This window comes from Klebsiella sp. BIGb0399, from assembly GCF_003752615.1.
Taxonomy (GTDB): domain Bacteria; phylum Pseudomonadota; class Gammaproteobacteria; order Enterobacterales; family Enterobacteriaceae; genus Klebsiella; species Klebsiella lignicola.
This window is the reverse complement of record NZ_RKHT01000007.1, coordinates 110,011-132,954: the sequence shown is the minus strand read 5'-3', so window position 1 is coordinate 132,954 and position 22,944 is coordinate 110,011. Positions and strand designations below refer to the sequence as shown.

The following is a 22,944-nucleotide window of genomic DNA, read 5'->3' as shown; positions in this document are numbered from 1 at the left end:
TAGTGTAAAGAGAGGTCAAGAAAATGATTACTACCCGAACAGCCAAACAATGTGGACAAGCAGATTTCGGCTGGCTGCAGGCCCGCTACACCTTTTCCTTTGGACACTACTTTGACCCTAAACTGTTAGGATACGCCTCCCTGCGCGTGCTCAACCAGGAAGTTCTGGCCCCCGGCGCGTCGTTTCAGCCGCGGACCTACCCGAAAGTCGATATTCTGAACCTGATTCTGGAAGGGGAAGCGGAGTATCGCGACAGTGACGGCAACCATGTGCAGGCAAAGGCCGGTGAAGCGCTGCTGATATCGACGCAGCCAGGGATCAGCTACAGCGAGCATAACCTGAGTAAAGAGGGGTCGCTGACCCGGATGCAGCTCTGGCTGGATGCCTGCCCGCAGCGCGAAAATCCGCTAATACAAAAGCTGGCCATCGCCGATGCCCCGTATCAGCTGCTCGCGTCCCCGGACGGCGCGCAGAACAGTTTGCAGCTTCGTCAGCAGGTGTGGATCCACCAGCTCGATCTTGCCGCCGGCGAACACATCAATGTGCAGTTGCACGGGCCGCGTGCCTATCTGCAATCGATTCATGGCACGGTGCATGCCGTTGCTCGTGAAGAAGAGAAGCAGGCGTTGACCTGTGGAGACGGCGCATTTATTCGTGACGAAGCTAACATTACCCTTGTTGCCGATACGCCTTTACGCGCTTTACTGATAGATTTACCAGTGTAATTACAGGAGTGATGGAGTCTGTCAGTGAGTAAGCATAAGAAGAAAGCCGTAAAAGCCGTACCGTCGTCTCAACCTCTGCAGCAAGACGTACCGAAGGTCGCCAGTTTTGGCTATGACGAGATGCTCAGTGAGCTGGAAGCTATCGTTGCAGAAGCCGCCACGCGGCTTCAGGATGAAGAAAACGCCGCCTGATACACTAGATTCGGCCCCAGAAGGGGCCGATTGTGTCGCCAGGTCTAGCCGTGGGGCTGGATCAGTGGATTCCCCGCCGGACTCATCAAACGCACGTCCATGCGTGGCCCTGGCAACAGGATCTGGTGCTCATCTAACGAGTCTTTAATATTTTCCAGCAAGTCGAAATAGGTATCCCAGTATTCACTGTTTTTCACCCACACGCGCACGGTGAAATTCAGCGTTGACGGTCCAAGCTCAATAAGCCGTACCGTGGTGCCGCGGGATTTATCGATTCGCCGTTCATTATCAATAATATCCTGAATAACCGTTTTCACTTCACTGATACGGCTTTGGTAAGCCACGCCTAATAGCAGATCGATACGCCGCCACGGGTGACGTGAATAGTTGACGATACTGTCGGCAATAATTTTTCCGTTGGGAATCACCACTTCTTTGTTATCTACCGTCAACAAGGTTGTCGAGAAGACATGCACCGTTTGTACGACCCCGGAGACGGCGCCTACTTCAACAAAATTACCGGCACGGAAAGGACGCAGCGTCACCAGCAGCACGCCGGCGGCAAAGTTTGAGAGTGAACCCTGCAGCGCCAGGCCAATCGCTAAGCCAGCGGCACCAATGACGGCGATGATGGATGAGGTTTCAATCCCGACCCGCCCCAGGGCCGCCACGATCGCAAATGCCATGGTGATATAACGAACAATTGCCGCAAAGAAATGCACCACCGTGGCGTCGACATTTCGCCGCACCAGAATTTTTTCAATAGCCTTGGATAATAGTTTCGATATTATCTTCCCGACAAACAGCAGTATTATTGCCGCAGCAATATTCCAGCCGAATTGAAAAATAGTATCGCCATGACCTTTCAACCATTCTATGGCAAATTTTACTTGTGGAAATAAAACAAAATTTTTCATATCATCCACGCTCCTGCCGGGCAGCAAAGAATAAAAATACTATCCATTAACCGGTAATACGGCAGAATTCATCCCAGAAATCATTGCGCACAACGGATAGAACAGACCAACACTTATTCTGACAGTATCGCCGAGAGTTCCGTCAAACACAGCCAAAAAAACGTTTAAATTTATACATTGGCTGGTGCGGGTGAATATTTGGGAAATATAAAAAAAGCAGCCGGAGCGATTTAGTGTGAATGGTTGCATGTGTCCGTTAAAGCAAAAACCCCGCCGAGGCGGGATTTTCTTTGAATGGTGAAACTGACCGTTAAGCCGCTTGCTTTTGGGTATAGCGTCGTGGACAGTCATTCATCTTTCCCGCTGTTCAGAAAGCAAAAACCCCGCCGAGGCGGGGTTTTCTTTGAATGGTGAAGCTGGCCGTTAAGCCGCTTGCTTTTGGGTATAGCGTCGTGGACAGTCATTCCTCTGCTTTTATCCACCTGACATCGTTTACCTGACATCAGAAAGCAAAAACCCCGCCGAGGCGGGGTTTTCTTTGAATGGTGAAGCTGACCGTTAAGCCGCTTTCTTTTGGGTATAGCGTCGTGGACAGTCATTCATCTTTCCCGCTGTTCAGAAAGCAAAAACCCCGCCGAAGCGGGGTTTTCTTTGAATGGTGAAGCTGACCGTTAAGCCGCTTGCTTTTGGGTATAGCGTCGTGGACAGTCATTCATCTTTCCCGCTGTTCAGAAAGCAAAAACCCCGCCGAGGCGGGGTTTTCTTTGAATGGTGAAGCTGACCGTTAAGCCGGGTTCTGTCGTGGACAGTCATTCATCTAGGCCAGCAATCGCTCACTGGCTCAAGCAGCCTACCCGGGTTCAGTACGGGCCGTACCTTATGAACCCCTATTTGGCCTTGCTCCGGGTGGAGTTTACCGTGCCGCGAACTGTTACCAGACGCGCGGTGCGCTCTTACCGCACCCTTTCACCCTTACCTGATCCCACTTGCGTGGGCCATCGGCGGTTTGCTCTCTGTTGCACTGGTCGTGGGCTTGCGCCCCCCAGGCGTTACCTGGCACCCTGCCCTATGGAGCCCGGACTTTCCTCCCCTCCGCCTGTCTCCTCCGAAGAGGACGACGACGAAGCGGCGACTGTCTGGTCAGCTTCGGCGCGCAGTATAGAAGGTTTGCACCCGGTTGTCATCCCTCCGTCGCCATCCCCACCTGCAATGTCGCCGCAATATTCCGCGACGCATGGTAAATATTGTCCGACGCACCGCGAAATGCCTCTTCCAGCGTCGTTATACCGGTCAGCACGCTGAACACCGCATCAATACCATGCTGGTGAACGATGCCCACATCGCTGGTCAGGCTGCCAGCAATACCAATCACCGGCTTATGGTATTTTTTCGCGACGCTCGCCACGCCAACCGGCACCTTGCCATTAATACTCTGGCTATCCAGCCGGCCTTCGCCGGTCACCACCAGTGAACAATCGAGGATATGCTCTTCCAGATTCAACGCCTGGGTCACTATCTCGATCCCACTGCGTAATTCGGCATGCAGGAACGCCATCAACGCCGCGCCCATCCCACCGGCGGCCCCGGCGCCCGCCACCTGCTTCACATCCACCTGCAGGTCGGCCTGAATGATCTGCGCGTAATGCGCCAGATTATCGTCCAGCTCGCGGATCATCGCTTCGGTCGCCCCTTTCTGTGGCCCAAATATCCGCGATGCACCGCGCTCACCGATCAGCGGGTTGGTCACATCGCAGGCCACGCGGATCGCGCACTCCTGCAGTCGGGCATCAAGCCCGGAAACGTCGATCGAATTGAGATGGCACAGGCTGCCGCCGCCGTGGCCAATTTCGGCACCTTCGGCATCGCACAGACGCGCGCCCAGCGCCTGCACCATCCCCGCGCCACCGTCATTAGTCGCGCTACCGCCAATGCCAATAATGATATTTTTCGCCCCGTGATCCAGCGCCTGCAAAATCAGTTCACCGGTACCACGTGACGTCGTCAATAACGGATTGCGCTGCGCCGGTGGCACCAGCGCCAGGCCACTGGCCGCCGCCATTTCAATAAACGCCGTGTTACCGTCGCCGGAAAGCCCCCAGCAGGCATCAACAGGAACCCCTAATGGCCCCGTCACACAGGCGCTCATCTCGGTTCCCTGGGTCGCGGCGATCATCGCTTCAACGGTACCCTCGCCGCCGTCGGCAAGAGGAACCTTCACGTACTGCGCATCGGGGAAAATTTCCCGAAAACCTTTTTCAATAGCCTGTGCAACCTCAGTCGCCGAGAGGCTTTCTTTATAAGAGTCTGGGGCGATTACGATTTTCATAGTTATGTAGCCTGACAGTGCCGCGCAAGGCAAGAATTACAGGGCGCGCGCCCGCGCCCTTCTTGTTAGCGAGTGACTTCCACTTTCGCCAGTTTTTCGTAGTAGCACGCAAGTGCGCTATGGTCGGCGGTACCCAGACCGTCGGCACGCAGCGCCTGCATCATCTCCATCACCGCCGCGGTCAGCGGCAGCTGTGCGCCCACCCCATGGGAGGTATCCAGCGCATTCGCCAGATCTTTGATATGCAGATCGATACGGAAACCCGGTTTGAAGTTGCGATCCATCACCATCGGCGCTTTGGCATCCAGCACGGTGCTGCCGGCCAGGCCGCCGCGAATGGCCTGATACACCAGGTCCGGGTTAACGCCGGCTTTCGTCGCCAGGGTCAGTGCTTCAGACATCGCGGCAATGTTCAGCGCCACAATCACCTGATTGGCCAGCTTGGTCACGTTGCCCGCGCCAATATCGCCGGTGTGCACCACGGAGCCCGCCATGGCTTTCAGCAGGTCGTAATACTTGTCAAAAATCGCTTTATCGCCGCCCACCATCACTGACAAGGTGCCGTCGATGGCCTTCGGTTCACCGCCGCTGACCGGCGCATCGAGCATATCCACGCCTTTGGCCTTCAGGGCATCGCTGATTTCGCGACTTGCCAGCGGAGCAATTGAGCTCATGTCGATCAGCACCGTACCCGGCTTCGCGCCTTCGATAATGCCGCCTTCACCCAGCGCCACCTCTTTGACGTGCGGTGAGTTCGGCAGCATGGTGATGATCACGTCACACTGTTCAGCAATCGCCTTCGCCGAGGTGGCGGTTTCAGCACCTGCAGCAATCACGTCGGCAATCGCTTCCATATTGCGGTCGGTAACCACCAACGAGTAACCCGCCTTCAGGAGGTTTTTACTCATTGGTTTACCCATGATGCCCAGGCCAATAAAACCAACTTTCATTGTCATAACGTTATCTCTCTCGTATCGATGGTGATTATTTTTTAAAGGAATCAGCTAATTTCTGCGTCGCCGAGCGGAATACGCCAAGGTCGCTGCCGACGGCCACAAATGTTGCGCCCCACTCCAGATAACGGCGTGCATCCGCCTCTACCGGTGCCAGAATCCCGCCAGGCTTACCGTGCTTTTTCGCACTGGCGAAGATGTGCTGGATAGCTTTCTGCACTTCCGGATGCGACGCGTTGCCCAGATGACCTAAGGCAGCAGCCAGATCGCTTGGGCCGACAAAAATACCGTCGACGCCGTCGGTGGCGGCAATCGCATCCACGTTATCCACCCCTTGCTGGCTCTCGATTTGCACCAGGATGGTGATGTTTTTGTTCGATTGCGCGAAGTAATCCGGCACGGTGCCAAACATATTGGCGCGGTGCGACACGGACACGCCGCGGATGCCTTCTGGCGGATAGCGGGTGGAAGCCACCGCATTGACCGCCTCTTCTTTGCTCTCAACGAACGGGATCAGGAAGTTATAGAAACCGATATCCAGCAGGCGCTTAATATTGACCGGCTCGTTGGTCGGTACACGCACCACTGGCGCGCTGGTGCTGCCTTTCAGCGCCATCAGCTGAGGGATAAAGGTTGAGATGTCGTTCGGCGCATGTTCACCGTCCAGCACCAGCCAATCGAAACCGGCCAGGCCTAACACTTCGGTGCTAATCGGGCTGGTCAGCGCCGACCAGCAGCCAATCTGAATCTGATGTGCCGCCAGAGCAGCCTTAAATTTGTTCGGGAAGATATCGTTGTTCATCGCTTATACCTTGTCACTTAACCGTTAATTATTTCTGCAGTTCCATACGCTTGATGTCGCCGACAATAAACAGATAGCAAACCATCGCCATCAGAGCCGAACAGCCGACGAAGACCAGCGCAGCGTTGAATGAGTGCAGCTCGCTCACCAGGTAACCGATAACCAGCGGGGTCACAATGGAGGCAACGTTGCCGAAGACGTTGAAGACCCCACCGCACAGACCGACGATCTCTTTTGGCGCGGTATCCGAAATCACCGGCCAGCCGAGTGCGCCAAACCCTTTACCAAAGAACGCCAGCGCCATTAACGTCACGACCAGCGCGGTGTTATCGGTGTAGTTACACAGAATAATGGTTGAGGCCAGCAGCATGCCGAGAACAATCGGCAATTTACGCGCCACGGTGAGAGAAAAACCGCGTTTAATCAAAGCGTCAGAGAACACGCCACCCAGTACGCCCCCGGCAAAACCACACAGCGCCGGGATTGAGGCCACCAGGCCCACTTTCAGAATCGACATCCCTTTTTCCTGCACCAGGTAAATCGGGAACCAGGTGAGGAAGAACCAGGTGATGGTGTTGATAAAATATTGGCCGAAGAACACGCCCAGCATCATGCGGTTGCTCAACAGCTGCTTGATATAGTGAAGTTTAGGACCGCTGGCCGCCGCGCTGCCCGGCTTTTTATGGTCCATATCGACCACTGCGCCGTTGTCGGAGATGAACTTCAGCTCTTCTTTACTCATACGCGGGTGGTCGGTCGGGTTATGGATCAGCTTGACCCACAGACCGGTCAGTACGAAGCCGATAGCGCCCATCACGGTAAAGACATGCTCCCAGCCCCAGGCAAACGTCAGCCAGCCCAGCAGCGGTGAGAACAGCGCGAGGGAAAAGTACTGCGCGGAGTTAAAGATAGCCGAAGCGGTGCCGCGTTCTTTGGTCGGGAACCAGGCCGCTACGATACGGGCGTTTGCCGGGAAGGAAGGCGCTTCCGAGAAGCCCAGCATAAAACGCATGATAAACATGGAGATACCCGCCCAGGCCAGCGGGAACATATCCACAAAGCCCTGCAGGAAGGTGAACAGTGACCAGAAGAACAGGCTGTAGGTGTAGACTTTCTTCGAGCCGAATTTATCCAGCAGCCAGCCACCGGGGATCTGCATCAGCAGGTAGGCCCAGCCAAAAGCGGAGAAAATATAGCCCATTGAGACGGCGCTGAGCTGCAGCTCTTTCGCCACTTCCGTCCCGGCAATAGATAATGTTGCACGGTCGGCATAGTTAACGGCGGTAACAATAAATATAATAAGTAGAATTAAATACCGGGTTGGTATACCTTTTCTTTGTTCTATCGTTGCATCCAGACTCATTTAATATTCCTCAGGTACAGCACACCTACCATTATTTATTTTTGGTGTGGTTTTTTAATTATTCAGAAATCGATATTAAACTTCCTCGATTTACTCATCCGGTGCATTGCAAGCATGATTCAGTATAATCAGCCGGTGCTCATTGAACACTGTGCATATAACCCATAAACAACGATAAAAACCAGTTATTACTGTGCAAGTGCAATAACAAATGGGCGCTGATGCACAGTTCCGGCGTTTTCCCTTGTTGTCGGGTTGGCTCTCGCCACAATGAGTGATTTAGATCACATTTTAAATCCTGAACACCTGACATTCTTTATTTAACAAATCACAGTGGCACCCTTTGAATAACCGCTCTATTTAATTATTCGCACCTTGCTGGAGAATACTGGACAATGGCTGACATTGAAATTAGACAAGAATCGCCGACGGCGTTTTATATAAAAGTACACGATACCGATAATGTGGCGATTATTGTTAACGATCGAGGTTTAACGGCCGGAACGCGTTTCCCTGATGGGCTGACGTTGATCGAGCATATCCCGCAAGGTCACAAAGTGGCGCTGGTCGATATTCCCGCACACGGCGAAATCATCCGCTACGGCGAGGTGATCGGTTACGCCGTACGCGATATCGCACGCGGCAGCTGGATTGACGAATCCATGGTTGAGCTCCCGAGCGCGCCGCCATTAAACACGCTACCACTGGCAACAAGAGTGCCGGAGCCCCTTCCGCCGCTTACCGGCTACACCTTCGAGGGGTACCGCAATGCGGATGGCAGCGTCGGCACCAAGAACCTGCTGGGGATCACCACCAGCGTTCACTGCGTAGCTGGGGTTGTGGATTATGTCGTGAAAATTATTGAACGTGATCTGCTGCCAAAATATCCGAATGTCGATGGCGTGGTTGGCCTTAACCACCTGTATGGCTGCGGCGTCGCGATTAACGCCCCCGCCGCGGTGATCCCTATCCGCACCATCCATAATATTTCGCTGAACCCAAACTTTGGCGGCGAAGTGATGGTGGTGGGTCTGGGCTGTGAAAAACTCCAGCCAGAACGTCTGCTGCAAGGAACCGAGGATGTTCAACCGATTGCCGTCGACAGCGCCAGCATCGTGCGCTTACAGGACGAGCATCACGTCGGTTTTGAATCGATGGTGGAAGATATCCTGCAGGTCGCCGAGCGTCATCTGGCGAAACTGAACGCCCGTCAGCGCGAAACCTGTCCGGCTTCTGAACTGGTGGTCGGCATGCAGTGTGGCGGCAGCGATGCCTTCTCCGGCGTGACCGCCAACCCGGCCGTAGGCTATGCCTCCGATCTGTTGGTTCGCTGCGGCGCAACCGTCATGTTCTCTGAAGTCACCGAAGTTCGCGACGCCATTCATCTGCTGACGCCGAGGGCGATCAACGAAGAGGTCGGCAAGCGTCTGCTCGAAGAGATGGCCTGGTACGATAACTACCTCGACCAGGGGAAAACCGACCGCAGCGCCAACCCTTCTCCGGGCAATAAAAAAGGCGGTCTGGCGAACGTGGTGGAAAAAGCGCTGGGCTCTATCGCCAAATCGGGTAAAAGCGCGATTGCGGAAGTGTTGTCTCCGGGCCAGCGCCCGACGAAACGCGGCCTGATCTTCGCCGCCACCCCGGCCAGCGATTTTGTCTGCGGCACCCAGCAGGTGGCATCGGGAATTACCGTGCAGGTGTTTACCACCGGGCGCGGCACACCATACGGTCTGGTGGCGGTACCGGTCATTAAGATGGCGACCCGCACCGAGCTGGCAAACCGCTGGTATGACTTAATGGACATCAACGCCGGGACCATCGCCACCGGCGAAGAGACCATCGAAGATGTCGGCCTGAAGCTGTTTGAGTTTATTCTTGATGTGGCGAGCGGTCGCAAGAAGACCTTCTCTGACCGCTGGGGCCTGCATAATCAGCTGGCGGTGTTTAACCCGGCGCCGGTGACCTGATTAACTGAAAGCCTCTCTCCCGCTCGAAGCATGTCGAGCGGGATCCCCCATCTTATTGATGGTCGTTGAGAAAGGCCTCTATCTGCATCTTTGTTGAAGTCCCTTCCATTGGCCCGCGTTGGGCTATCGCCAGAGAACCGCTGGCGTTGGCCCACCTCAGCGCCTCCTGCGGCGATGCACCTGACAGGAACAGGCTGACGAAAGTCGCTCCAAAGCAGTCGCCCGCTCCCGTTGGATCCACTACCGGAACATTAAATCCGGCAACATGATGCGTTTCCTCAGCGCTGAAATAGCTCGCGCCACGCGGGCCGCGTTTAATCACCACATGCTTTACGCCGCGCTTTTGCAGTTTATCCACCAGCACCTGTTCATCCCGTCCTGGATTGAGACCAAAGTAATCCAGTTCGCCGTCGCTTGGCAGAAAGATATCTGTGTAATCAAGAATATATTCAAAGGCTTGCGACATTTCAGGAATGTTGAGCATCTCTTTACGGATATTCGGATCGAACGACACCGTCCCGTTGCGCGCTTTGATATTTTCTATCGCTTTGCGCATCGCATCGATCATGCGAAACGAAAACAGTGATGAACCCATAATATGAAAATGGTTGCACTGGTTAAGCAGGTGGTCATCAATATGGTCGGCGGTTAACAAGCCACAGGCGCTGTTCGGCAGATTAAAAATAAAATCGCGCTGCGCCTGGCTCCGATAGCTGACAAAAGCGCTGCCGGTCGTTGCTTTTTGCAGTATGGCGATACCGTTGACGTTAACGCCATCAGCATCCAGCCGCGCGATATTCATTTCACCAAATGCATCATTACCCACGCAGCTAAAAAGAACTGAACCAAAACCCAGCCTGGCTACCTGGTCGGCAAAAATTGCCGGCGCACCGCTGGGATATGGCCCCCAAAACTCTCCCGGGCGAGAAAACCCCTGGTTCTCTTCTTTCGCCAGAAACTCCACCAGCAGTTCGCCGATGGTGCAAATGGTCACGTTCATCACCACTCCTTCACTTTGCCTTTTGCAAAGCAGGGTTGAGCCATGTCAGGCACTCATTATTGGTATAGCTGTTAGTCAGTCCGGCCGCGAGAAGACGGGAATGATATTCCGCCGCCACCACCTGTGGCGTCACGATGCCGCTCATCTGCCGTAATTCACCAATCGCGTAACGCTTGTCACCATAAACCGGACGGTTCGCCACCACCGCAATAACCCGCTCACTTTGAGTCACCGCTTCACTCAGCAGACGGGCGCTGGCCTCTTGTCTGACGCTTAAGGTGCCATCGTCGGCAATATGGTCGACGGCAATCAACGCGCGTGAAGGGCGATAATGGCCCAGCGCACTCAACGCCAGCTCGCCTTCAACTATTTTGCCGGTATTCCCCAGCACGCCGCCAAGCAGCACGGTTTCACCATTCAGAAACTCCTGTGCCAGTGGCACATGCGCCAGATCGTTTAATAGCAGGCAGAGTTCGTCATAACCTGCAAGGAAGGGGATCACTTTGCGTAAGATAGATCCCTGCCCCAGAAACAGCGTCTCGCTATCTTCGATTTGCGCGGCAATCTGGCGAGCCATTTCAGTTTCCAGCGCCTTATCGGTTATCACTGAGGTTTCCGGAGTCCGGGCGACCGGAGCTCCTGCCTGAGACGTATATATTGCGCCGCCAAAAGAACGTTTCAGGTAACCCTGCTGTTCGAGGTAATTCAGATCGTTACGAATCGTCACCCCGGAGACAGCCAGCATTTCAGCCAGATCATCGACCTTAATCTCTCCGTTTTTGCGCACGATCTCCGCGATGTCTAAACGCCTTTTCAGCAGGCTGGTTGACGGTTTTGCCACAGTGTTGCGCCTTCTTAATGATCTCCAGGAATAACTTTCATTTTTAAATTTCCCCATCACATTGTCAAACGCCACGCTGCCATAAGGCACTACATTGAAAATTAAAACCATTAAATTCAACAAATTAAAAACAACCAGCCCGTTTAAGATACTTTTAAAAAAGAAAACAAACAAGAGCTTATAACTTTCATTTTTAAACAAATATGATTGTTGTGTGCAGTTGATCACAACAATTCGCCGAGACGATCGCTACATTACTTTCAAAACGAAGGTTAAATAAATACATTAACTTACAATATGAAAATAGAGGTATAAATGTACATCATCTCCACGAAAAATATGCTGTCGAAAGCCCAACGCCTCGGCTACGCCGTGCCAGCCTTTAACATTCACAACCTCGAGACGATGCAGGTTGTGGTTGAAACGGCTGCGGAACTACGTTCCCCTCTGATCCTTGCCGGTACCCCTGGTACCTACAGCTATGCGGGAACTGGTAATGTCGTGGCGATCGCTCGCGATCTGGCAAAACTCTGGGATCTACCGCTGGCGGTGCATCTCGATCACCATGAAGATCTCGGCGATATCACTCGTAAAGTGCAGGCCGGGATCCGCTCCGTCATGATCGATGGTTCACACTCTCCTTTTGAAGAAAACGTGGCGTTGGTCAAGAGCGTGGTCGAACTGAGCCACCGCTATGATGCCAGTGTAGAAGCCGAACTCGGCCGTCTGGGTGGCGTGGAAGACGATCTGGTTGTTGATGCCAAAGATGCGCTGTATACCAACCCGGAGCAGGCTCGCGAATTTGTAGCGCGTACCGGCATCGACTCGCTGGCAGTGGCTATCGGTACGGCACACGGTCTGTACGCTGCGGAACCGAAACTCGATTTTGAGCGCCTTGCCGCCATACGCGATTGTGTTGACGTGCCGCTGGTATTACATGGCGCATCAGGCCTTCCGGATAGCGATATCCGCCGGGCAATCTCGCTGGGCGTCTGTAAAGTCAATGTCGCCACAGAACTGAAAATCGCCTTTTCTGATGCGTTGAAACAGTACTTCGCGGAAAACCCAGGCGCCAACGATCCCCGCCATTACATGAAGCCGGCTAAAGCGGCGATGAAAGATGTTGTGCGTAAAGTCATTCACGTTTGCGGCTGCGAAGGCCAACTGTAACTTTCGGATCAAAGGAGCAATGTCGTGATCCATACCCTGACTCTCAATACAGCGATCGATATGAATATCTTTTGCGATCCGTTGCGGCCTTCTGTGGTTAATCGAACCCAGCGCACGGAATATTGCCCAAATGGCAAAGGGGTCAACGTCTCTCTGATATTAAATCATTATCAGCAACCCACCCATGTTATGGGAATTTTCGGTGGTTTTACGGGTCGCTATATTGTTGAAGAGCTACGTCAGAAGAAAATTAAAGTGACGCCGGCATGGGTCTCAGAACCTACCCGAATTAATATATTTATTAATGATGGAGCGGAAGAATACAAGCTTGTTAACCCCGGTGCAAAAATTGATGATGACTGCAAGCAGCAGATTATTTATCACCTGCAATGCGTCGCGCCTGGAGATTATTTAGTGATCAGTGGCAGTTTACCGCCAGGAATGGAAAGCCGGTTTTATGGTGAAATAATCGAACTATGCCAGCAGAAAGGGTGTGAAGTTATTCTCGATATCAGCCATCCGATCCTGCGCCAGCTCCTGGAATTACAGCCGTTACTGATCAAACCCAACAATGATGAACTGAGGGAAATCTTTGACCTGGAGGTCAGCAACCATCAACAGGCAGAGGCGGCGATGTATACGCTTCACCAGTTGGGCGCCCGCAACGTGCTGCTGACCATGGGGGCTGAAGGGCTCTATTTCTCTAACGGTAAAGGGGTATGGTTCTGCTCCGCACCAAAAATTGAGCTGGTGAGCTCGGCCTGTGCCGGTGATGCCGCGCTGGGCGCTTTTCTCAGTCGCTGGCTTAACAAAGAAGATGTCGCTCATGCGCTGGCATTAGCCAGTGCGACCGGGGCTGATGTTGCTGCATCCGCTGGATTAGGAACGTTACAACGCACAGAAGAATTATTACAGCAAATTCAGGTCGTCCAATTATAAAGGTCCGATTATGAAAAAAATTATAGCAGTTACCGGCTGCCCTACAGGTATTGCCCATACGTTTATGGCTGAAGAAGCCTTAAAAACCGCAGCAAAGAAATTAAATATCGATATTAAAGTTGAAACCAATGGGGCTTCTGGCGTTGAAAACGCCATTACCCCAGAAGATCTCAAAAATATTTACGGCGTGATTATCGCCGCAGATAAAGATGTTAATGTTGAGCGTTTTAATGGTCTTCCGGTAATTGAAGTTCCGGTAAAAGAGGCCATTCATCATCCGGCCGATTTAATTAATAAAGTGATCAACGGTCAGGCGACGCTTCGTCAGGGTATATCGTCTTCTCAGGAGTCGACGGAGAAATACGAGCAAGAATCTTTCGGTCGCCAGGTCTATAAGCACCTGATGAGCGGCGTGTCTAACATGCTGCCGTTTGTCGTCGCCGGAGGGATTTTGATTGCCATCTCCTTCTTATGGGGCATCTACTCCGCCGACCCCAATTCACCACAATACAATGTTATCGCCGCTACCTTGATGAAAGTAGGTCAGCAGGCCTTCTCCATCATGGTACCGATATTCACCGCCTATATTGCCTGGTCTATCTCCGGGCGCCCCGGGATGGTGGCCGGCTTCGTTGGCGGACTGCTGGCCAACGCGACTGGAGCTGGCTTTCTCGGCGGGATTATCGCCGGCTTCGCCGCCGGTTACTTTATGTTGCTCATCCGCAATATGCTCAACGGTCTGCCGCGTCAGTATGAGGGCCTGAAGTCTATCTTCATTATGCCGCTCGTTGGCGTGCTGGTGATTGGCGTGATGATGGTACTGCTGGGACAACCGGTCGCCGCCATCAACAATGCCATGATGAACTGGTTGAGCTCATTGCAGGAAGCGAACCCAATTCTGTTGGGTATCGTGGTCGGCGCGATGTGCTCCTTTGACTTCGGTGGCCCGGTGAATAAAGCCGCCTATGTCACCGGCACCCTGCTGCTTGGCCAGGGTAACTACTTCTTCATGGCCGGCGTTTCCGCTGCTTGTATCACGCCACCGCTGGTGATTGCCCTTGCCACCACCTTTTTCCCGAAAGGATTCAGTGAAGAAGAGCGCGCCGCCGGGATGGTCAACTACATCCTCGGTTGTACCCATATCACTGAAGGCGCCATTCCCTTCGCAGCCAAAGACCCTTTACGCGTCATTCCTATGATGATGATTGCTTCATCCATTTCAGCAGTGCTGAGCTATAGCCTGCATATTCAGGTTCCTGCGCCGCACGGTGGATTCCTGATCCTGCCGCTGGTGAGCAAGCCGCTGATGTGGGTGTTGTGTATTCTCGCGGGTTCCGCCTGCGGGGCAGTCATGCTGGGTTGCTGGAGACTATGGCAAAAACGGACCCAGGAAGCGACGGCCCTTGCCGGAGCCATTAAATAAGGAACATGTTATGCAACTGACTTCCGCAGATATCTATTTCGACCATGAGGTCAAAACGAAAGATGAGGCGCTGCAGCACGTCGTCAGGCGTTTAACCGAAGCCGGGCATACCACCCCCGCCTATCTGAACGGTATGCGCGATCGCGAAGGGCAAATCAGCACCTATCTCGGTAACGGTATTGCCATTCCCCACGGTACGCCGCAGAGCCGCGATGCGGTATCGAAAACCGGCGTGAAGGTGCTGGCCTGCCCGCAGGGGGTGGACTGGGGAGAGGAGCAGACGGCCTATCTGATTGTCGGCATCGCCGCCCAGGATAATGAACACCTCGATATTCTGCGCCAGCTCACGCACTCCCTGAGTGACGATCGGGTACCTGGCGCGCTATCGCGCGCCGAGAGCCCACAGGCGGTGCTGGACATTCTGGCGGGTCATATTTTTCCCGCCGAAGGGGAGGAAATCGTGCCGCCCCCCGAGTTTGACGAAGAGGCGACGTTTACCCTGCGCAATCCCCACGGGCTGCACGCCCGGCCAAGTGCCGTGTTGGTAAAAGCGGTGAAACAGTGGCAATCACAAATTCGGGTGGAGAATCTCGACACACGTTCCGCCATTGTCGATGCCAAAAACCTGATGCGGGTAGTCTCTCTCGGCGCAAAACAGGGGCACCGTCTGCACTTTATGGCCAGCGGAGAAGATGCCCACCAGGCGCTGGATGCCATTAGTGATGCCTTTAATGCCGGATTGGGTGAAATCGCCGCTCAACCCCGGCAAACCGTTCAGCCAGTTGAAAAGCCCAAACGAAGCTGGCTTTCACGAATATTCAGTTGAATTTCAATCAATTAACAACGCTCTGCCGTCGTCGCCAGAGCGTTTTTTTATCCGTAACTTTCGCAACATTACGTTTTATCTTTCTTTTTTTCGGGTTAGATCACAAATCAAAACAAAGGAGTTTGCGACACAAACAAAACATAACGAATATATTCGAAAGGAAACGGAGGATTAAAATGAAAGAAATTATTTCCCGCCACAAAGCAGGCGAACACATCGGCATCTGTTCAGTTTGTTCCGCACATCCGCTGGTTATTGAAGCGGCGTTACGTTTCGATCTGCATACCAACAACAAGGTCCTGATCGAAGCGACATCTAACCAGGTTAACCAGTTTGGCGGCTACACCGGTATGCAGCCTGCAGACTTTCGTGATTTCGTGAATAACATCGCCCAACATGTCGGCTTTCCGTCAGAGCGTATCATTCTCGGCGGCGATCACCTTGGTCCAAACTGCTGGCAAGGCGAGCCTGCTGCCGATGCGATGGAGAAATCGGTCGATCTGATAAAAGCCTATGTCGCCGCCGGCTTCAGCAAAATCCATCTTGATGCCTCGATGTCCTGTGCCGATGACCCGGTGCCGCTGGACCCCGCCGTCGTCGCCGAACGTGCGGCCCGTCTGTGCCAGGCCGCAGAAGAGACGGCAAGTGACGAACTGAAACGCCATCTGACCTACGTAATCGGCACCGAAGTCCCGGTACCGGGCGGTGAAGCCAGCACAATTGGCAGCGTCCACGTAACCCGCGCACAGGATGCGGCAGCCACGCTGGAAACTCACGAAGGAGCATTCCGTAAGCTGGGCCTGGAAGCGGCTCTGGAGCGGGTTATTGCAATCGTGGTGCAGCCTGGCGTCGAGTTTGATCATACGCAAATCATCCATTATCAGCCGGAAGCCGCCAAAGACCTGTCCGCGTGGATTGAACGCACGCCAATGGTCTACGAAGCGCACTCCACGGACTATCAATCACGTCAGGCCTATCGTGCGCTGGTCCGCGATCACTACGCCATCCTGAAAGTCGGACCGGCGTTGACCTTCGCCTTACGCGAAGCCATTTTCGCCCTCGCCCAAATGGAGAATGAACTGGTCGCTCCGGAGTCCCGCAGCCGGGTAATGGAAGTGATTGACGAAGTGATGCTTAACGAACCGGGTTACTGGAAGAAGTACTACCGCCCGACCTGGAGCCAGGCCATGGTGGATATCCACTTCAGCCTGTCCGATCGCATTCGCTACTACTGGCCGCATCCGCGAATCCGTCAAAGTGTTGAGAAATTAATTGCAAACCTGACCGAGACTAAACTGCCGCTGGGCCTTATCAGCCAGTATATGCCGGTGCAGTTTGAACGACTGTCGTTAAACCAACTCGCCGCCGCGCCGCACGATCTCATCCTCGACAAGATTCAGGATGTGCTGCGTGCTTACCGTTACGGCTGTTCATCTGAAATCGCCTGAAGCAAAGAGGATTTATGAGTCAATTATTTGTGCGTACCGGCATTCATTTTAGTTCCAGCCAGCAGGCGCTGGAGCACATTGGCGAAGAGATGCTGGCACGCGGCGTGGTGCACGATAGCTACCCGCTGGCGCTGCTCGAACGAGAAGCAACCTTCCCCACCGGCATCGCGCTGGAGCAGCATGCGGTGGCGATTCCTCACTGCGAGGCGGTGCACGCCAGGTCTCCGGCGATCTATTTGATTCGACCGGATAGCCCGGTTCCCTTCCAGCGTGCAGATGACGACGGTGACATCGACGTTTCGCTGATTATCGCGCTGATTGTTGAAAATCCGACCGCACAGCTCCAACTGCTGCGCCGGTTATTTAGTGAGCTACAAAACCCGACCACGCTTGAAGCATTACTGGCGGCCCCGGAAGCACAGCTGCCAGCGCTGTTTCAGCACGCGATCCTTGAGTCAGAACCCAGCGTTCAGGCTTTATAAAATACTGATAATAAAAGGGGTACCCTATGAAACGTAAAGTCATCGTAGCCTGTGGTGGCGCCGTTGCCACCTCCACCATGGCCGCAGAAGAGATCAAAGACCTGTGCGCAGACCACAACATCGAGCTGGACCTGGTGCAGTGTCGCGTGAATGAAATCGAAACCTATATGGACGGCGCCCACCTCATCTGTACCACCGCCCGGGTCGACAGAACCTTTGGCGACATTCCGGTAGTGCACGGCATGCCTTTCATTTCCGGGGTAGGTATTGAAGAGCTGCAGCAAAAAATCCTGAACATCCTTGCGGAGTAACGTCCATGTTTAGCGAAATCATGCGCTATATCCTCGATCTTGGTCCGACGGTCATGCTGCCGATCGTGATCATTATCTTCTCCAAACTGCTGGGGATGAAGCTCGGGGATTGCTTTAAATCAGGTCTGCACATCGGGATTGGCTTCGTCGGTATCGGCCTGGTCATCGGTCTGATGCTCGACTCTATCGGCCCCGCCGCGAAAGCAATGGCTGAACATTTCCAGATTAACCTGCACGTGATTGATATTGGCTGGCCAGGGTCGTCCCCGATGACCTGGGCATCGCAAATCGCGCTGGTGGCGATACCTATCGCTATCGCGGTCAATATCATCATGCTGGTCACCCGAATGACCCGCGTCGTGAACGTCGATATCTGGAATATCTGGCATATGACCTTTACCGGCGCGATGCTGCATATCGCCACCGGTTCTTACTGGATTGGTATTCTCGGCGTCGTGGTACACGCGGCTTTCGTTTACAAACTCGGCGACTGGTTTGCGAAAGATACCCGTGACTTTTTCGGCCTCGACGGTATCGCCATTCCACACGGCAGTTCGGCATATTTAGGGCCAATCGCGGTGCTGGTCGATACGATTATCGAAAAAATCCCCGGCCTGAATCGCATTCACTTCAGCGCTGACGACATCCAGAAACGCTTCGGTCCGTTCGGTGAACCGGTTACCGTAGGCTTCGTGATGGGTCTGGTCATTGGCGCGCTGGCAGGCTACGACCTGAAAGGCATTCTGCAACTGGCGGTCAAAACCGGTGCCGTGATGCTGCTGATGCCACGGGTGATCAAACCGATCATGGATGGTCTGAACCCGATAGCCAAACAGGCGCGTAAACGTCTGCAGGCGAAATTCGGTGGACAGGATTTCCTGATTGGCCTCGACCCGGCGCTGCTGCTTGGTCACACCTCGGTAGTCTCCGCCAGCCTGATCTTCATTCCGCTGAGCATCCTTATTGCGGTCGTGGTACCGGGCAACCAGGTACTGCCGTTCGGTGACCTGGCCACCATCGGTTTCTTCGTGGCCATGGCGGTTGCAGTGCATCAGGGTAACCTGTTCCGTACGCTGATTTCCGGGATCATCCTGATGGGAATTACGCTCTGGATTGCGACACAGACCATCGGCCTGCATACCCAACTGGCGGCTAATGCTGGCGCTCTGAAAGCGGGTGGTCTGGTGGCCTCCATGGACCAGGGCGGTTCGCCGATTACCTGGCTGCTCATCCAGCTTTTCACCTGGCAAAACGTGGTCGGCTTTGCCGTCATCGGCGTCATTTATATTGCCGGCGTATTGCTGACGTGGCGTCGGGCGCGCAACTTTGCGGCTGCGGAGAAAGCAACCATAGCGCAACAAAGCCCCACCGTTTCTTAATCTCAAGGGGGAGCATTCGCGCTCCCCCGGACATTTCTGGAGAATGTTATGCAATCAGTGGTCATCCATGCTGAGGGGATCGTGCGCGTTGAAGAACGCCCAATCCCAACGCTACAGACGGAAAACGATGTGCTGGTAAAAGTCGTCAGCTCCGGATTGTGCGGTTCTGATATCCCGCGCATTTTTGCCAACGCCGCACACTACTATCCCATTACGCTGGGCCACGAGTTCAGCGGTTATGTTGAATCATACGGTTCTGCGGTAACCGATCTGCAGCCGGGCGATGCTGTGGCCTGTGTGCCACTGCTCCCCTGCTTTGATTGCCCACAGTGTCAACGCAACTATTTCTCGTTGTGCAAGCAGTACCAGTTTGTCGGCTCGCGCAGCGAAGGTGGGAATGCGCAATATGTGGTCGTTAAACGTGCCAACCTGTTCCGTCTGCCGGACCAGATGCCGATTGACGACGGCGCGTTTATCGAGCCGATTACCGTGGGCCTTCACGCCTTTCACCTGGCGCAGGGCTGCGAAGGCAAAAACGTCATTATTATTGGCGCAGGCACCATTGGCCTGCTGGCAATGCAGTGCGCCCGTGAACTGGGAGCCAAAAGCATCACCGCCATAGATATCAACCCACAGAAGCTGGAACTGGCCAAAACCCTCGGTGCCACCCGTGTCTTTAACAGCAGGGAGATGAGCGGCAAAGAGATTCAGACGGCACTGGAAGAGATTCAGTTCGACCAGCTGGTCCTTGAAACCGCCGGAACGCCACAAACGGTCGCGCTGGGGATTGAGGTTGCCGGACCGCGCGCGCAGCTGGCGCTGGTGGGTACGCTACACCACGACTTAACTCTGCCTTCCGCAACTTTCGGATACATCCTGCGTAAAGAGCTCAGTATCATCGGCAGCTGGATGAACTACTCCGGACCCTGGCCGGGTGAAGAGTGGCAAACGGCGGCGCGCCTGCTGACCGAAAAGCGTATTCAGCTTGCCCCGCTGATTGCCCATATCGGCGATGCGGACAGCTTTGCTCGCGAAGTCCAGGCGCTCAATGGCGCACCGATGCAGGGAAAAATTCTGCTTAAGCTCTCATGACCGCCAGAGCCAGCAATCAGAGCTGGCTCACATAACCTTTCGAAAATTATCGTTCACCTTTCGTTACCCTTCGATTACACTAAGTTCAGTTAATTATCAGGCAAATTAATATGAACTCATTTGAGCGAAGGAACAAAATCGTCGAAATGGTCAACGCGCAGGGTAGCGTATTGGTGCTGGACCTTTCGAATCTCTTTGGCATCTCCGAAGTCACGATTCGAGCCGACCTACGGTTGCTGGAAGAAAAAGGGTTACTCACCCGTTTTCACGGCGGTGCCGCCAGAACGGGCAGTAACTTGACCGAGGGAGATAACCTGGAGGTCATACTCGAAGATCGTTATTTGCTGGCCAGCGATCCTAAGAAGCGGATTGCCCAGGCCGCCGCGGCGATGATTAGCGAGGGCATGACGGTTATCCTCGATAGCGGCAGTACAACCCTGCTGATTGCCGAAGCGCTGGTGCGCATGACCAATATTACGGTGATCACCAACAGTCTGCCCGCGGCCTTCACTCTGTCGGAAAATAAAGATATCACCCTGGTGGTTTGCGGCGGTACCGTGCGCCACAAAACGCACTCCATGCATGGCACCATCGCCGAGCGTTCGCTCCAGGGCATCAGCGCCGACCTGATGTTTGTCGGCGCCGACGGTATCGACACCACCAACGGCATCACCACCTTTAATGAAGGCTACTCCATCAGCAGCGTCATGGCCGCCGCCGCACATAAAGTGGTTGCCGTGCTGGACGCCAGCAAATTTAACCGTCGCGGGTTCAACCAGGTTCTGCCGATGGAGAAAATCCACTGTGTGATTACCGATAGCGGGATAACTGAAGAGTATCGTCATGCATTGCAACACACGGCGATTGAGTTGCACGTCGTATAGCAATAAGGCATCAGCCAGGGTGAGCAGGTTAGAGAATTTGCCAGGCTCCCCCTTTCTTCGCCCCCGTACGCTGTAATCGCCCTTTCTGCTGTAATGTCTTCAGATACCGTTCAACGGTTCTGGCGGAAACATTGATATCCAGAGCCATCACCTTTGCGGTGAGCGTCGGTTCGCCAGTCAGAAGCTGAAGGATCCGTTCTTCAACGGCCGTCAACATCGTCACCTTTTCTTCCGACATTTCTTCCGACATTTCTTCCGACAGCGTAGCTGAGTGCCCCATTCCCTCTTGCAGAGCGATGACCATGTTATCCAGCATAAACTCAATAAACTGCGTGCTGTCACTCTGCTTGTCGCACATCCCTAAAACCTGATAATACCGCTCCTGCTGATAATGCATCAGCGTTTCCACCGGCAACCAGGCAAGCTCCGCGCGCCACTGACTAAGAATCAATGTTTGCCACAAGCGCCCCATGCGGCCATTACCATCAGTAAATGGATGAATAAATTCAAATTCGTAGTGAAAAACAGCTCCCGCAATAAGCGGATGGAGGTCGGTGACTTGCATCCACTGCAACAAATCGTCTATCAGGCGTCTGACTTGTGAAGCAGGGGGAGCCATATGGATCAGTTTGTTATCCCTGTAGATCCCCACATCACCGCTACGCAACTGACCCGGATTATCCACCAGCCCCGCCATCAAAATCCGATGAGCCGCAAGCAGATCCATTAGCCGATGACCTTTCCATTCCGCCATTTTTTCATATGCCAGAATGCCATTCCTGACTTCCTGAATATCTTTCGCCGGTGCCAGGACACGCTTTCCCTCCACCAGGGCGGTAACCTGCTCGGTACTGAGACTATTGTGTTCTATTGCCAGCGAGGCCTGAATCGTACGAATGCGATTCTCTTTACGTAAAAGGGGTGAAACCCGACCAGTTTGAGCCGACCAGTGCCCTAGTAGCTCTCCGACCTCGACAACCCGATTGAGAATGGCAGGCGTTATGCTAAAAGGTGGCTGATAGCGGCTCATGCGGTTACTCCCCCTGCTGCTCCAGGGCATATTTATACAGCGCGTTTTTCTTCACGCCGTGAATTTCGGCGGCCAGGGCGGCGGCTTTCTTCAACGGCAGTTCCGCCTGCAATAGCGCCAGGGTGCGCAGCGCATCGGCGGGCAGCGCTTCTTCCTGCGCTTTAAACCCTTCGACGATCAGCACCATTTCGCCTTTACGACGGTTCTCATCCTCTTTCACCCACGCCAGCAGTTCGCCAATCGGTGCGCCGTGGATCGACTCCCAGGTTTTGGTCAGCTCACGCGCCAGTACCACGTAGCGTGATTCGCCCAGCACCGTACAGATATCTTCCAGGCTTTCCAGCAGGCGGTGCGTTGATTCATAAAAGATAATGGTGCGCGGCTCTTCTTCCAGCGCCTTCAGCGTATCGCGACGGCCTTTTGATTTGGCGGGCAGGAAGCCTTCGTAGCAAAAACGATCCGAGGGCAAGCCCGCCGCGCTCAGCGCCGCGATCGCCGCACACGGCCCCGGCAGCGGGACCACGCGGATATTCGCCTCGCGACAGGTGCGTACCAGGTGGTAGCCTGGATCGTTGATAAGCGGCGTCCCGGCGTCCGAAACCAGCGCTATGTTCTGCCCGTCTTTCAATTTCGCCAGAAGTGTTTCAGCTTTTTGCTGCTCATTATGGTCGTGCAACGCAAATAAACGGGCGTTAATCGCAAAATGCTGGAGCAACAAACCGGTATGACGGGTGTCTTCTGCCGCAATTAAATCAACAGCTTGCAACACTTCCAGGGCACGTTGCGTGATATCAGACAGATTTCCTATCGGAGTGGGCACAATATAGAGCTGTCCCTGAGAATTATCTGCTGATTCGTGTTGTTTCATTGTCTC

22 protein-coding genes and 1 other RNA gene are annotated in these 22,944 nt (G+C 54.0%); 13 read left to right on the top strand and 10 right to left on the bottom strand.

Features of this window, described 5'->3' with window-relative positions; translation table 11 throughout:
• Positions 1 to 23 precede the first annotated feature (23 nt).
• Complete coding sequence (locus EDF82_RS15205; RefSeq protein WP_123756370.1) at positions 24 to 725, top strand: pirin family protein; 702 nt, start codon at positions 24 to 26, stop codon at positions 723 to 725.
• A gap of 24 nt (positions 726 to 749) precedes the next feature.
• Positions 750 to 917, top strand: coding sequence for a hypothetical protein (locus EDF82_RS25230; protein WP_158613270.1), 168 nt, complete (start codon positions 750 to 752; stop codon positions 915 to 917).
• A 44-nt stretch (positions 918 to 961) separates the two neighbouring features.
• Here the strand turns inward: EDF82_RS25230 and mscS are convergent, their stop codons facing one another.
• The 6 genes from mscS to garP all read right to left on the bottom strand — a co-directional run bounded on the left by mscS (position 962) and on the right by garP (position 7,278).
• On the bottom strand, positions 962 to 1,834 hold the full coding sequence (mscS, locus tag EDF82_RS15200) for a small-conductance mechanosensitive channel MscS (protein ID WP_123756369.1): 873 nt from the start codon (positions 1,832 to 1,834) through the stop codon (positions 962 to 964).
• A gap of 769 nt (positions 1,835 to 2,603) precedes the next feature.
• Positions 2,604 to 2,982: RNase P RNA component class A (rnpB, locus tag EDF82_RS15195), an RNA gene on the bottom strand.
• Between the two features lie 32 nt (positions 2,983 to 3,014).
• Positions 3,015 to 4,160, bottom strand: coding sequence for a glycerate 2-kinase (garK, locus tag EDF82_RS15190; RefSeq protein WP_123756368.1), 1,146 nt, complete (start codon positions 4,158 to 4,160; stop codon positions 3,015 to 3,017).
• Positions 4,161 to 4,225: 65 nt separating this feature from the next.
• Positions 4,226 to 5,161: a 2-hydroxy-3-oxopropionate reductase gene (garR, locus tag EDF82_RS15185; RefSeq protein ID WP_227540140.1), complete on the bottom strand. Its 936-nt coding sequence runs from the start codon at positions 5,159 to 5,161 to the stop codon at positions 4,226 to 4,228.
• Complete coding sequence (garL, locus tag EDF82_RS15180; RefSeq protein ID WP_123756366.1) at positions 5,145 to 5,915, bottom strand: 2-dehydro-3-deoxyglucarate aldolase; 771 nt, start codon at positions 5,913 to 5,915, stop codon at positions 5,145 to 5,147. The genes garR and garL overlap by 17 nt, the downstream gene beginning before the upstream one ends.
• Positions 5,916 to 5,943: 28 nt before the next feature.
• Complete coding sequence (gene garP / locus EDF82_RS15175; RefSeq protein WP_123756365.1) at positions 5,944 to 7,278, bottom strand: galactarate/glucarate/glycerate transporter GarP; 1,335 nt, start codon at positions 7,276 to 7,278, stop codon at positions 5,944 to 5,946.
• Positions 7,279 to 7,673: 395 nt separating this feature from the next.
• Between garP and garD the strand changes: the two genes are divergently transcribed.
• Positions 7,674 to 9,245, top strand: a complete 1,572-nt coding sequence (garD, locus tag EDF82_RS15170; protein ID WP_123756364.1) for a galactarate dehydratase — start codon at positions 7,674 to 7,676, stop codon at positions 9,243 to 9,245.
• A 52-nt stretch (positions 9,246 to 9,297) separates the two neighbouring features.
• Here the strand turns inward: garD and EDF82_RS15165 are convergent, their stop codons facing one another.
• Positions 9,298 to 10,245: a sugar kinase gene (locus tag EDF82_RS15165; protein ID WP_123756363.1), complete on the bottom strand. Its 948-nt coding sequence runs from the start codon at positions 10,243 to 10,245 to the stop codon at positions 9,298 to 9,300.
• A gap of 10 nt (positions 10,246 to 10,255) precedes the next feature.
• Positions 10,256 to 11,086 carry a DeoR/GlpR family DNA-binding transcription regulator gene (locus EDF82_RS15160; RefSeq protein WP_123756362.1) on the bottom strand — a complete coding sequence of 277 codons (831 nt, stop codon included), beginning with the start codon at positions 11,084 to 11,086 and terminating at the stop codon, positions 10,256 to 10,258.
• 315 nt (positions 11,087 to 11,401) lie between these two features.
• Between EDF82_RS15160 and EDF82_RS15155 the strand changes: the two genes are divergently transcribed.
• From EDF82_RS15155 to EDF82_RS15110, 10 genes are all read left to right on the top strand, one after another.
• A complete protein-coding gene (locus tag EDF82_RS15155; protein ID WP_123756361.1) occupies positions 11,402 to 12,256 on the top strand; it encodes a tagatose bisphosphate family class II aldolase in 855 nt (284 codons plus the stop codon).
• Between the two features lie 24 nt (positions 12,257 to 12,280).
• Entirely contained in the window at positions 12,281 to 13,195 is a 915-nt protein-coding gene (gene pfkB, locus EDF82_RS15150) for a 1-phosphofructokinase (protein WP_123756360.1), read from the top strand.
• Positions 13,196 to 13,205: 10 nt separating this feature from the next.
• On the top strand, positions 13,206 to 14,618 hold the full coding sequence (locus EDF82_RS15145; protein ID WP_123756359.1) for a PTS fructose transporter subunit IIC: 1,413 nt from the start codon (positions 13,206 to 13,208) through the stop codon (positions 14,616 to 14,618).
• A gap of 10 nt (positions 14,619 to 14,628) precedes the next feature.
• Positions 14,629 to 15,444 (top strand): HPr family phosphocarrier protein, encoded by an 816-nt coding sequence (locus EDF82_RS15140; protein WP_123756358.1) that lies wholly within the window; start codon positions 14,629 to 14,631, stop codon positions 15,442 to 15,444.
• A gap of 176 nt (positions 15,445 to 15,620) precedes the next feature.
• Positions 15,621 to 16,892: a tagatose-bisphosphate aldolase subunit GatZ gene (gatZ, locus tag EDF82_RS15135; RefSeq protein ID WP_123756357.1), complete on the top strand. Its 1,272-nt coding sequence runs from the start codon at positions 15,621 to 15,623 to the stop codon at positions 16,890 to 16,892.
• Positions 16,893 to 16,906: 14 nt separating this feature from the next.
• Positions 16,907 to 17,374 carry a PTS galactitol transporter subunit IIA gene (gatA, locus tag EDF82_RS15130; RefSeq protein WP_123756356.1) on the top strand — a complete coding sequence of 156 codons (468 nt, stop codon included), beginning with the start codon at positions 16,907 to 16,909 and terminating at the stop codon, positions 17,372 to 17,374.
• Between the two features lie 26 nt (positions 17,375 to 17,400).
• A complete protein-coding gene (gene gatB / locus EDF82_RS15125; protein ID WP_112213604.1) occupies positions 17,401 to 17,685 on the top strand; it encodes a PTS galactitol transporter subunit IIB in 285 nt (94 codons plus the stop codon).
• A gap of 5 nt (positions 17,686 to 17,690) precedes the next feature.
• Entirely contained in the window at positions 17,691 to 19,064 is a 1,374-nt protein-coding gene (locus tag EDF82_RS15120) for a galactitol-specific PTS transporter subunit IIC (protein ID WP_123756355.1), read from the top strand.
• A gap of 48 nt (positions 19,065 to 19,112) precedes the next feature.
• Positions 19,113 to 20,156 carry a galactitol-1-phosphate 5-dehydrogenase gene (gatD, locus tag EDF82_RS15115; RefSeq protein ID WP_123756354.1) on the top strand — a complete coding sequence of 348 codons (1,044 nt, stop codon included), beginning with the start codon at positions 19,113 to 19,115 and terminating at the stop codon, positions 20,154 to 20,156.
• 110 nt (positions 20,157 to 20,266) lie between these two features.
• Positions 20,267 to 21,040, top strand: coding sequence for a DeoR/GlpR family DNA-binding transcription regulator (locus EDF82_RS15110; protein WP_123756353.1), 774 nt, complete (start codon positions 20,267 to 20,269; stop codon positions 21,038 to 21,040).
• Between the two features lie 28 nt (positions 21,041 to 21,068).
• On the opposite strand, the gene EDF82_RS15105 is transcribed toward EDF82_RS15110, so the two are convergent.
• Together EDF82_RS15105 and rsmI are read right to left on the bottom strand one after the other, a co-directional pair.
• On the bottom strand, positions 21,069 to 22,070 hold the full coding sequence (locus EDF82_RS15105; RefSeq protein WP_123756352.1) for a Fic family protein: 1,002 nt from the start codon (positions 22,068 to 22,070) through the stop codon (positions 21,069 to 21,071).
• A gap of 4 nt (positions 22,071 to 22,074) precedes the next feature.
• Entirely contained in the window at positions 22,075 to 22,938 is an 864-nt protein-coding gene (gene rsmI, locus EDF82_RS15100; protein ID WP_123756351.1) for a 16S rRNA (cytidine(1402)-2'-O)-methyltransferase, read from the bottom strand.
• Positions 22,939 to 22,944 lie beyond the last annotated feature (6 nt).

Excerpts from the sequence above, each read along its gene's own strand:
- gatZ (WP_123756357.1), top strand. The coding sequence starts at position 15,621 with ATGAAAGAAATTATTTCCCGCCACAAAGCAGGCGAACACATCGGCATC.
- EDF82_RS15140 (WP_123756358.1), top strand. The coding sequence starts at position 14,629 with ATGCAACTGACTTCCGCAGATATCTATTTCGACCATGAGGTCAAAACG.
- EDF82_RS15120 (WP_123756355.1), top strand. The coding sequence starts at position 17,691 with ATGTTTAGCGAAATCATGCGCTATATCCTCGATCTTGGTCCGACGGTC.
- gatA (WP_123756356.1), top strand. The coding sequence starts at position 16,907 with ATGAGTCAATTATTTGTGCGTACCGGCATTCATTTTAGTTCCAGCCAG.
- garP (WP_123756365.1), bottom strand. The coding sequence starts at position 7,278 with ATGAGTCTGGATGCAACGATAGAACAAAGAAAAGGTATACCAACCCGG.
- EDF82_RS15145 (WP_123756359.1), top strand. The coding sequence starts at position 13,206 with ATGAAAAAAATTATAGCAGTTACCGGCTGCCCTACAGGTATTGCCCAT.
- EDF82_RS15165 (WP_123756363.1), bottom strand. The coding sequence starts at position 10,245 with ATGAACGTGACCATTTGCACCATCGGCGAACTGCTGGTGGAGTTTCTG.
- EDF82_RS15110 (WP_123756353.1), top strand. The coding sequence starts at position 20,267 with ATGAACTCATTTGAGCGAAGGAACAAAATCGTCGAAATGGTCAACGCG.
- garK (WP_123756368.1), bottom strand. The coding sequence starts at position 4,160 with ATGAAAATCGTAATCGCCCCAGACTCTTATAAAGAAAGCCTCTCGGCG.
- EDF82_RS15155 (WP_123756361.1), top strand. The coding sequence starts at position 11,402 with ATGTACATCATCTCCACGAAAAATATGCTGTCGAAAGCCCAACGCCTC.
- EDF82_RS15205 (WP_123756370.1), top strand. The coding sequence starts at position 24 with ATGATTACTACCCGAACAGCCAAACAATGTGGACAAGCAGATTTCGGC.
- rsmI (WP_123756351.1), bottom strand. The coding sequence starts at position 22,938 with ATGAAACAACACGAATCAGCAGATAATTCTCAGGGACAGCTCTATATT.
- EDF82_RS15105 (WP_123756352.1), bottom strand. The coding sequence starts at position 22,070 with ATGAGCCGCTATCAGCCACCTTTTAGCATAACGCCTGCCATTCTCAAT.
- gatD (WP_123756354.1), top strand. The coding sequence starts at position 19,113 with ATGCAATCAGTGGTCATCCATGCTGAGGGGATCGTGCGCGTTGAAGAA.
- garL (WP_123756366.1), bottom strand. The coding sequence starts at position 5,915 with ATGAACAACGATATCTTCCCGAACAAATTTAAGGCTGCTCTGGCGGCA.
- gatB (WP_112213604.1), top strand. The coding sequence starts at position 17,401 with ATGAAACGTAAAGTCATCGTAGCCTGTGGTGGCGCCGTTGCCACCTCC.
- mscS (WP_123756369.1), bottom strand. The coding sequence starts at position 1,834 with ATGAAAAATTTTGTTTTATTTCCACAAGTAAAATTTGCCATAGAATGG.
- garD (WP_123756364.1), top strand. The coding sequence starts at position 7,674 with ATGGCTGACATTGAAATTAGACAAGAATCGCCGACGGCGTTTTATATA.